We start from the raw sequence: 9,828 nt of genomic DNA on the forward strand, positions 1-9,828 counted from the left end.
ACCATAGCCTTAACGGCACTAAAAGTATTGAAGTAGGGAGCATCGTGGCAAGAACGAGCAAGAAGACGACAAACAACCAACCCGAGCATATCGAGGAGGTCTACGGTATCGCCATGATAACCGTCGGCGCCCTCGTGATGGTAAGCCTCTTTTCGCATTCATCCGGCATCGCGGGAAAAATGATCGAGCAAACCCTCAAATGGCTCTTTGGTATAGCACGCTACGCCATGCCGTTCGGCATGATAGGGGCCGGGTTCGGTCTTATCATGCGCAAGGTCGACCTCAAATCCGAGATGATCGCCATAGGCGGTGCGCTGGCATTTTTGAGTTCGCTTGCACTCATCCACCTGCGCGTCCCATTCGCCCAGCAATTCGCACAACAGAGTCTCTTTGAATACGGCGGGATATTCGGCGCCTCCATCTCATACGTCGTGCGGTTCTTATTTGCAGATATCGGCTCATATATAATCTTCGGAGCGGGCCTGCTTGCCGGTATCGTTATGGTCACCGAGTTCTCGATCGGCGCATTGCTTAACAATGCTGCCGAAAAGGGCCAGCAGGTCGGCAAAAAACTCGACGGCCAAATCCGGTCAAAGAAGGATAAACTACCTAAGATCAGCAAGGTCAAGGAACAGCGAACGGAGATCGAGACTCCCGTCATGATAGAGCCGGAGCCAAAACATCACGAGCCGATTCAACCGGTCGTTATGGACAACTCGATGTTGAGTAAGCCGACCACGCAACTGAAGATAGATATGGATAAGGCGCTGGAAGGCGCGACCTCCTATCTTTTACCGTCTCCAGACCTGCTCAAGCGGACATCCGGCGGTGGCCTGAAGGCCAACAAAGGCGTCAAGGAGAACAGCCAGGCGTTGGAGCGCGTCTTAAGCGATTTCGATGTCGATGCACAGGTAACGAAAGTTATAAAAGGCCCGACGGTCACCCGGTACGAACTGCAACTTGCATCCGGCGTTAAGGTGAACAGCGTTTTAAACTTGTCGGATGATATAGCACTTGCGCTTGCAACGGCGGATGTTCGTATCCAGGCGCCCATCCCGGGCAAATCCGCCATCGGTATCGAGGTGCCGAACCAGTACCGCGAGATGGTAACGCTCGGCGACATCCTCAATACACAGCAGTTTCAAGATCACAAAGCAATACTTACCATCGGTATCGGCAAGGATATCTCGGGCCAGCCGATTTTAGCTAATATTGGCGACATGCCGCACCTTCTAATCGCCGGGGCCACCGGCTCCGGAAAAAGCGTGGCCGTGAACACCATTCTCATGTCTATCATGGCCCGTGCAAAACCCGAACAGGTCAAGATGATCCTCGTCGACCCGAAACGTGTTGAGCTTAACCTCTACGCCGACATACCGCATCTCATAACGCCCGTCGTCACCAACCCGAAGCAGGCGGCAACTGCATTGACCTGGGCGGTGGGTGAGATGGAAGACAGGTTCCAGGTATTATCTGAGGTCGGTGCACGAAACATCGACCAATACAACGCGATCATCGCGAAGCAAAAAGACAACAATGTCCCGCCGATGCCCTATATGCTCGTAGTCATTGACGAGTTGGCGGATTTGATGATGGTTGCCGCGAGCGAGGTAGAGGACGCAATCGTTAGAATCGCCCAGCTCGCGCGTGCTGTCGGAATTCACCTCATCATCGCGACCCAGCGACCGTCGACCGATATCATCACGGGTCTTATTAAGGCCAACATTACGCACCGTATCGCGTTTGCCGTTTCGTCCCAGATCGACTCAAGGGTCATCCTCGACACGCCGGGGGCGGAAAAGCTCGTGGGCAAAGGCGACATGCTCTATTCGACGCCGTCGGTATCGAAACCGGTTCGCATCCAGGGCGCCTTCGTGACAGAGCAGGAGATCGAGCTGGTCACGACCTACTGCAAGAAACAAGCAAAGCCCGAGTACCGGCAGGAGATCTTGGCCGACAAACGTTCGCAGTATGGTTTTGACTATGACGACCCCATGCTGGACGACGCGATCAAAATAGTTGTTAACGCAGGTCAAGCCTCAGTATCAATGCTTCAGCGTAGGCTTCGCCTTGGGTATTCAAGGGCAGCGCGTCTCATCGACATGATGGAGGCAAAAGGAATCGTCGGCTCATACGAGGGAAGCAAACCGCGTTCGGTAATGCTATCGCCGGAGGAGCTTGACGAGCTGATGGAGAAAAAAGAGCATTAACGGCAGGACGCTAATTAAAAAAACAAGCCGCAACGTTCAAAAATTTAAAGTTTTGTGTTAAGTTATGAAGCATAGTTTAGCATTGAACGTTGGATTGGGGCTTGCTTTGGGGGTCATTAATGAATACAGAGCCAATTGGACAAGTGCTATCGGAAGCCCGTATAAAGCTCGGCAAGAGCATTAAAGAAGTAGAGTTCGACACAAAAATAAGAGCAAAATATGTTGAAGCCCTGGAGCAGGATTATTTTGACTACCTCCCAGGAAACATCTACACGCAAGGATTCATTAAGACCTATGCCACTTACCTGGGAATCGATCCTGAACCTCTTGTGCAACAATACAAAAGCTTGCACGAGCAGAAAAGTACAGATGATTTAGGGCACGTATCGGCGAATATGAGGCTCAGAGTAAAGAAAAGGCCGCCTTGGATGATCGCCGCGGTCGTCGTGGGCGCAATCGGTGTTTTATTTATCTCATTGATCGCATGGGGCGCATGGGTACAGCATGCGGCCAACGATCCAAAAGTCGTGGTCCAGGATGTTAAAACGCGAAAACCTGTCGACACCGTCGTCGCAGCTGCAACGACAAGCACTACTGCGAAAAAAAGCCGCGGTAACGATAAAACCGTGTCATCCGGCTCCAACAGCAGTAGCTCAACTACCGACACGGAGCTAAAAACCAATATTGTCGTAAAGCTGACCGGCATCAACAGTGAGGGTTCATGGGCCAAGGTCACGGTCGATGGCGAAAAGAAGTATGAGGGCGTCATCAATGACGGAGTAACCAAGCAATTCAAGGGCGGTGAATCGATTCGGGTTCGCATTGGGAACATAAGCGGGCTTGAAGTCATGGTCAACGGGAAGCGCCAGTCAAAGAATAAGTTAAAGACCACCAACGGTATCTTTGATAAAACATATAAGGCTGGAAGCAAACCCGCGGATTAACCGGATGGTATACCCGCCGGCACGACCGAAACTTATATAAAAGATCGACTGGAGAGAATAGAATATGGCAAAAGATAGTTCATTCGATATAGTCTCAGAGGTAAATCTACAAGAGATCGATAACGCCGTTAACCAGGCGAATAAAGAGATTTCAACCAGGTACGACTTTAAAAACAGCAAGAGCCAGGTCTCCTGGAATAAAGACGAGAACGAGATCGTCATCGATGCGGATGACGACTATAAATTGCGCAGCGTTCAGGATGTCTTGCACACCAAGCTAATACGCCGTGGTATCGATCTTAAAACCCTGCAATACAAAAAGCCCGAGCCCGCGTCCGGTGGCACCGTCAGGCAAACGGCGGCCATCCAACAAGGCGTCGACACCGAAAAAGCCCGCGAGATCAATAAGTTTATCAAAAATTCCAAATTAAAAGTTCAGGTTGCAATCGAGGGGACAAAACTGCGTGTCAGCGCCAAGAGCAAGGATGACCTTCAAGCAGCAATTCAGCTGGTAAAGGACCATGACTTCGGGCTCCCGCTACAGTTTACTAACTACCGATAACCGTTGTGCATGGCAGATTCGACGCTATGTCCACGCTGCTCGATTTGATGCGAACGGTATAGTGCTGGCTTTAAGTGGATTTTTCGCGTATACTTATGAAAGCCGCATTTATTACCTGCTAAGATGTCCTTTGTCTTTTGAAATCCCTAGGACCTTTCGGATTTAACTGCGTCTAAAAACTAAGTTGTGCGACACACAGATATCTAATAAGTACAATAAGATATTACTATTAGATAACAGAGACGCACGTTAAGGAGTAGTATATGTCGTTTAAACGTTTAGGGCTGGAATCGCCCCTGGTTAATGGGGTAGAGGTGATGGGATATATCGAGCCCACACCTATCCAGCGAAAAGCTATCCCGCAGGCATTGGCCGGCAGGGATATCATTGGTTGCGCTCAGACAGGCACCGGCAAAACCGCCGCATTTGTCCTTCCAACACTTCAAAGGATCAGTGACAAGAAGGGGATTAAGGCGCTTATCGTAACGCCGACCCGCGAACTTGCAATCCAAATCGAAGAGGTAGCGACCGCCTGTACCCTTCAAACCAACCATAAAATAGCCGCCGTTTACGGTGGCGTACCGTACGCACCGCAAGGGCGCAAAGTAAAGCGCGGTGTAGATATGCTTGTAGCAACGCCGGGTCGATTGCTCGATATGATGCGACGCGGCGACATCAGCCTCTCGGATGTTGAGGTATTTGTCCTCGACGAGGCAGACCGCATGCTTGACATGGGATTTTGGCCAGATGTGAAGCGCATCATAGGTGCTCTTCCTAAAAAGCGCCAAAACCTATTGTTCTCGGCGACAATGTCGCCAAAAGTGCTTGATGTCGTGGGTGACACGCTTGATAGGCCCGTCTCAATCGAGGTAGGGCCGCGCGCAACACCTGTGGAGGCGATCGACCAGATTGTCTATCCGGTGAACGCGATGCAAAAAGCTGATTTACTCGTCGAGATCATAAAACAGCAAAAGTTAAAAAGAGTGCTCGTGTTTACAAGAACAAAGCGCAAAGCCGATTTCTTGTTCCGGGTGCTATCACGTCGAAACGTCGGGGTAGCGACAATGCACTCCGACCGCAGTCAATCGCAAAGGCAAGCCGCGTTGGATGGTTTCAAGACGGGTCGCTATAATGTGCTCGTCGCAACCGACATCGTGGCGCGCGGGATCGATGTTGAGGGCATATCGCATGTCGTAAACTTCGACATCCCGTCAAACCCCGAGGACTACGTGCATCGCATCGGGCGAACCGCCCGCGCAAGCGCGCGTGGAACGGCTGTTAGTTTCCTATCAGCAGAAGAGGTTGGGAATTTGCGTGATATTGAGGCCTTAATTGGGAAAACACTCAAACATAAAGATCTTTCGGGATTTGAATATATGGCGCGTTACACGCCAAGCCCAACTCGCACAGCCCAAGTGGCAACGAGACTGGTTTACGACGGCGGAGCTAGACGTAGCACGAAGCGCCGGACCAAACGCCGTTAGTATAGTTCCGGCGCTGCCGGGGAAAGGAGCCTTAAATGGCAACAAAACTTTATGTAGGCAATCTCGCCTACACCACGACTGAGGACGAACTCAGGGAAAAATTTTCCCAATTTGGAGAGGTGGAATCAGTCAACGTTATTATGGACCGGGATACCGGTAGGAGCAAAGGTTTCGGCTTTGTCGAGATGGGAACTGAAGACGCAGCCAAAGCCGCTATCGAAGCGATGAACGGTCAAGAAATCGACGGAAGAACAATTAAGGTAAGCGAATCGAAACCACAAGAGCGTCGTCCAGGTGGCGGCGGAGGCCGTGGTGGCGGTCGCGGTGGATTTGGCGGCGGTGGCGGAGGCCGTGGCGGATTTGGCGGCGGTGGCGGCGGAGGCCGTGGCCGTTATTAAATCGTAATCGATCTCTCTACCAAGAGTCGATTCAAGCTTTACCCTATTTAATAATTAACAAAAAGAGCCTTTAAAAGGCTCTTTTTGTCTTCTTGTTATCTAAGAGCCCTGATAACCGTAGATTAATTTCTATTCTTCATCTCGAGTGTGGCGCCACACTCGAGATGCCTGTATAATGCTATTCTTAAGAACTCTGTTAGGAGGAAATCGCATTTTGCCAGAAAGAGCCGCAGTTATCACCCTGGGTTGCGCAAAAAACTCAGTGGACAGCGAGCACATAAAAGGTTCCCTCGTTAATAGCGGATTATCCTTAACAGAAGATCCTGAAAACGCAGACTATATTATCATTAATACCTGCGGTTTTATTGAAGCCGCAAAACAAGAATCCATAAATACCATCCTCGAGTTGATCGAGTTGAACAACGGCTCGAAAAAGAGAAAAATCATCGTGACCGGCTGCCTTGCCCAGCGATACTATAGTGAGCTTTCCAAAGAGATCCCCGAAATCGATCTAATCGTCGATATATCCAGAGAATATGAGATAGCGGATATACTCAAGAACGGTTCGATCACCGGCAATGGAACAGTTACCGGCAACAGCCCCGCTTCACCGGTACGTGATTTTTCCACGTATCCCCAACGGATTCTCTCAGAGCTGCCGTATGCGTATCTGCAGATAGCGGATGGCTGCAATAACAGGTGCTCGTACTGCGCGATTCCGTTCATAAGAGGCACTTATAAGAGCAAGCCTATCGAGCAGGTCATCGAAGAGGCGCGCTGGCTCGACGACAGCGGAATAAAAGAAATCAACCTTATCGCGCAGGATACCGGCAACTACGGCTATGATCTGTACGAGCGAAAGAGCCTCACCGACCTGCTCAAAGCCCTCACCGGCTTTACTAATGTGGAGTGGATAAGGCTTCTGTACTTACAGCCTTACAACATAAACGATGAACTCATCGAGGCAATCAACGGCAACAGTCTTATCCTGCCGTATATCGATATTCCTTTCCAGCACGCTAGCCCCAGGATTCTACGCGCCATGAACCGCCACGGCGCGGGTTCAGATTACCTGGGACAAATCGCATGGCTTCGCCGGATGGTTCCCGGCGTGGTGCTGCGCACTTCGATTATTGTCGGCTTCCCCGGTGAAACGAACGCGGAATTCGAGGAGTTGATCGACTTCGTCAAGAAAGCCGAATTCGATTACCTCGGTGTCTTCGAATACTCTCCTGAAGAGGGAACAAAAGCCGCCGAACTCAAAGGTATGGTTCCCGAAGAGACCGTAAAAGAAAGGTATCATGAGTTAACCGCTTTGCAGGATTCGCTGAGCCAAAGGCGAAGTGAGGAGAGAGTCGGAAAAGTCCACGATGCGCTCATTGAAAGCATCGTGGATTCCGAAGAAGGTCTATTTGAGGCGAGAGCTTGGTGGCAAGCCCCGGAGGTGGATGGATTTACCTATGTCGCCGGCTCCTCACAACCAGGCCAAATCATAAAAGCATACATCGACGAGTTTGACGGATGTGATTTTCACGGAAGGATACTAAGTGGGCCTGGCAAATAAACTAACCATTTCCCGAATACTGCTCGTACCTATTTTTATGGCATTTCTGCTTTCAGCGCCCCAGCCCGCAGGCTCCTACATCGCGGCAGCGATATTCACATTTGCCGCCATTACCGATACGGTCGACGGCTACATCGCGAGAGCGCAGAAACAAGTAACCGTCTTCGGCCAGCTCATGGACCCCCTCGCCGATAAATTACTAGTATCCGCTGCGCTGATCTCTCTCGTCCAGCTCTATAAACTTTCCGCATGGGTTGCCGTAATAATTATAGCCAGGGAGTTTGCCGTAACGGGCCTACGATTGGTGGCCCTGGCAGAGAATAAGGTAATCCCTGCAAGTAAATGGGGAAAGATAAAAACTATTTCCCAAATAGTTGCTATAATTGTAATCATCTTGAATATCCCTGTCGGAATATTTGGAATATCCCTAGGGTGGCTGCTGATGTTCGTAGCCGTAGTCCTGACGATCCTTTCGGGAATCGACTACTTCATTAAATCTCGGGCTACTATATCCCAGCCGTCCGAGGAACGAGGTAAATAAGATGCAATACCACATTATAACGGTCGGCTCAGAGTTAACGCTCGGCCTATCGGTAAACACAAACGCCGCATTCATAGCAAAGAGGCTCGGCCGTGAAGGCTTTACCTGCAACTGCCAGGTAAGCGTGCCTGATAACCTGCATTTAATAGCAAAGGCCATCCGCGAGTCGCTGGTAGACGCGCATGGGGTCATAGTGACCGGCGGATTAGGCCCAACGGCAGACGATATCACCCGTGAGGCCATATGTGAGGCCGTAGACTGCGAGCTCGAGTACCAACCGCATCTCGCAGAGGTAATAAAGGAACGGTTCGGAACGCGGAATCACCCCTTACCTGAGATGACATTCCGGCAGGCGTACCTTCCGTCAGGCGCTGCGGCAATCGAGCCGACTATCGGCAGCGCCCCCGGGATCCTGCTGGAGAAAGGCGGTAAGTACATCATATCGCTGCCCGGAGTTCCCCGAGAGATGGAAGCCATGATAGAGAACGACGTCATCCCGTGGCTAACGTCAAAATTCAGCGATAATGAGTATTATAAACTGCGAGTTTTGCGCACAACGGCCAGAAGTGAGGCATCACTTCAGGAACGTGTCGAGGACCTGATGACCGCTTCACCCGATATCAGCGTCGGTATCATCGCTTCACCGGGCGAGATTCAGCTGCAGCTGCTGGCTAAAGGAACAGATGAGAACGCTGTCTCAGAGGCGCTCAACCAGGCCGAAGCCACATTTATAGAACGTCTCGGCACTATCGTCTTCGGCTTTGACGATCAGACGCTAGAAGAGGTCGTAGGCGATCTCCTTAAGAAACACGGCCTTAAACTGGCCCTGGCCGAATCATGTACCGGTGGTTTGACCTCGAAAAAAGTAACGGACATCCCCGGAAGTTCCGAATATTTCCTGGGGGGTATTATCTCGTATAGTAACAACACAAAGGAGTCTCTTCTGAACGTGCCAAATCAAACACTCCTTAAGCACGGAGCCGTAAGCGCCGCGACCGCTCTCGCTATGGCTGAAGGCGCTCGCGAGAAGCTAGGGGCCGATATCGGCCTCGGTATAACGGGAATAGCCGGACCAAGCGGGGGAACGACCGACAAACCCGTCGGGCTGATATATATCGGGTTATCTCACGAGACCACAAGCTACACCAACAAGTTCGTCTTCTTTGGTTCGCGAGATATTGTCCGGCTCAAGAGCGCCAACGCGGCGCTTGATATGCTTCGCTACTTCATACTCGACAATTTCGAACAACGGGCGGGTGATAGGTCGTAATGCTACGCCTCTTCATAGGCATAGAGCTACCTTTACAAATCAAACATATGCTTAACGATATTTCGTTGACCCTCAAAAACCAGCTCGACAGCACCGCACGCTGGGTCGCAAAGGACAACATCCACCTCACGCTTAAATTTCTGGGCGACACATCTCAAGATAAGCTCGATGAGATCGAGTCGGCTATAGGGGACGCCATACAGGAATTCCGAAAGTTCTATTTCACCCTCGGGGAGATGGGGGCGTTCCCAAGCGCCAGGAAAGCGCGTGTAATCTGGGTGGGTGTCCATCACGGCGCTCCAGAACTCATCGAACTCGGTAAGGCGATAGAAAAGGCCCTAGAGCCCCTCGGCTACAAGCGCGAGTCTAAAGAGTTTAAACCCCATATCACACTTGCCAGGCTGAAATTTCCTCAACCTGTCGGTGATGCCTTATCACGCATACCGCCCGAAACATTCCCCGGCCGCGTGATAAATGTAGATGGGATAACGATATTCCAAAGTCACTTGAAGCCGACCGGCTCTGAATATACCATGTTGCGCTACGTAAATCTTAACCCGTAAGAAATACTTGCCACGGCATCGCTAGTATGGTAAGTATTATATGTATTTGTGCTTCTGCATCGTGGCACATACGGTATAAAGGATGAAATTGCGCCCGTAAGCTGCTGCTTGACAGCGAACGTTTGTTCGAATATCATTAATAAGAAGCTTTCTATACATGTTCGGCACATAGTCGACGCATGGTCGGTTAAACTAATACACAGGAGTAGATATGGACCGGGATAAAGTAATTGAACTAACTAAAGAACAAATAGAAAGAAAGTACGGCAAAGGCGCGATCATGAATCTCGGC

At 50.6% G+C, this 9,828-nt stretch carries 9 protein-coding genes; all 9 read left to right on the forward strand.

Features of this window, described 5'->3' with window-relative positions; genetic code table 11:
* The coding region (locus ACYC56_RS09210) for an FtsK/SpoIIIE family DNA translocase (RefSeq protein ID WP_461373886.1) at positions 1–2,210 on the forward strand (2,210 nt) is incomplete at its 5' end.
* Between the two features lie 119 nt (positions 2,211–2,329).
* The gene (locus ACYC56_RS09215; RefSeq protein WP_461373887.1) at positions 2,330–3,154 is read left to right on the forward strand and encodes a helix-turn-helix domain-containing protein; all 825 of its coding nucleotides are present in this window, start codon (positions 2,330–2,332) and stop codon (positions 3,152–3,154) included.
* A 64-nt stretch (positions 3,155–3,218) separates the two neighbouring features.
* Positions 3,219–3,716 carry a YajQ family cyclic di-GMP-binding protein gene (locus tag ACYC56_RS09220; RefSeq protein ID WP_461373888.1) on the forward strand — a complete coding sequence of 166 codons (498 nt, stop codon included), beginning with the start codon at positions 3,219–3,221 and terminating at the stop codon, positions 3,714–3,716.
* A 263-nt stretch (positions 3,717–3,979) separates the two neighbouring features.
* Positions 3,980–5,200, forward strand: coding sequence for a DEAD/DEAH box helicase (locus tag ACYC56_RS09225; RefSeq protein WP_461373889.1), 1,221 nt, complete (start codon positions 3,980–3,982; stop codon positions 5,198–5,200).
* Between the two features lie 35 nt (positions 5,201–5,235).
* Positions 5,236–5,598, forward strand: coding sequence for an RNA recognition motif domain-containing protein (locus ACYC56_RS09230; RefSeq protein ID WP_461373890.1), 363 nt, complete (start codon positions 5,236–5,238; stop codon positions 5,596–5,598).
* Between the two features lie 214 nt (positions 5,599–5,812).
* The gene (gene rimO / locus ACYC56_RS09235) at positions 5,813–7,162 is read left to right on the forward strand and encodes a 30S ribosomal protein S12 methylthiotransferase RimO (protein ID WP_461373891.1); all 1,350 of its coding nucleotides are present in this window, start codon (positions 5,813–5,815) and stop codon (positions 7,160–7,162) included.
* Positions 7,146–7,703, forward strand: coding sequence for a CDP-diacylglycerol--glycerol-3-phosphate 3-phosphatidyltransferase (pgsA, locus tag ACYC56_RS09240; RefSeq protein WP_461373892.1), 558 nt, complete (start codon positions 7,146–7,148; stop codon positions 7,701–7,703). The genes rimO and pgsA overlap by 17 nt, the downstream gene beginning before the upstream one ends.
* Before the next feature lies 1 nt (position 7,704).
* Positions 7,705–8,973: a competence/damage-inducible protein A gene (locus tag ACYC56_RS09245; RefSeq protein WP_461373893.1), complete on the forward strand. Its 1,269-nt coding sequence runs from the start codon at positions 7,705–7,707 to the stop codon at positions 8,971–8,973.
* Positions 8,973–9,536, forward strand: a complete 564-nt coding sequence (gene thpR, locus ACYC56_RS09250) for an RNA 2',3'-cyclic phosphodiesterase (RefSeq protein WP_461373894.1) — start codon at positions 8,973–8,975, stop codon at positions 9,534–9,536. The genes ACYC56_RS09245 and thpR overlap by 1 nt, the downstream gene beginning before the upstream one ends.
* The last annotated feature ends 292 nt before the right edge of the window (positions 9,537–9,828 follow it).

The sequence above is a fragment of the Candidatus Aquicultor sp. genome, assembly GCF_054640775.1.

Bases quoted from the DNA above. Each gene is read 5' to 3' on its own strand.
- ACYC56_RS09245 (WP_461373893.1), top strand. From the start codon at position 7,705: ATGCAATACCACATTATAACGGTCGGCTCAGAGTTAACGCTCGGCCTA.
- thpR (WP_461373894.1), top strand. From the start codon at position 8,973: ATGCTACGCCTCTTCATAGGCATAGAGCTACCTTTACAAATCAAACAT.
- ACYC56_RS09220 (WP_461373888.1), top strand. From the start codon at position 3,219: ATGGCAAAAGATAGTTCATTCGATATAGTCTCAGAGGTAAATCTACAA.
- ACYC56_RS09215 (WP_461373887.1), top strand. From the start codon at position 2,330: ATGAATACAGAGCCAATTGGACAAGTGCTATCGGAAGCCCGTATAAAG.
- ACYC56_RS09225 (WP_461373889.1), top strand. From the start codon at position 3,980: ATGTCGTTTAAACGTTTAGGGCTGGAATCGCCCCTGGTTAATGGGGTA.
- ACYC56_RS09230 (WP_461373890.1), top strand. From the start codon at position 5,236: ATGGCAACAAAACTTTATGTAGGCAATCTCGCCTACACCACGACTGAG.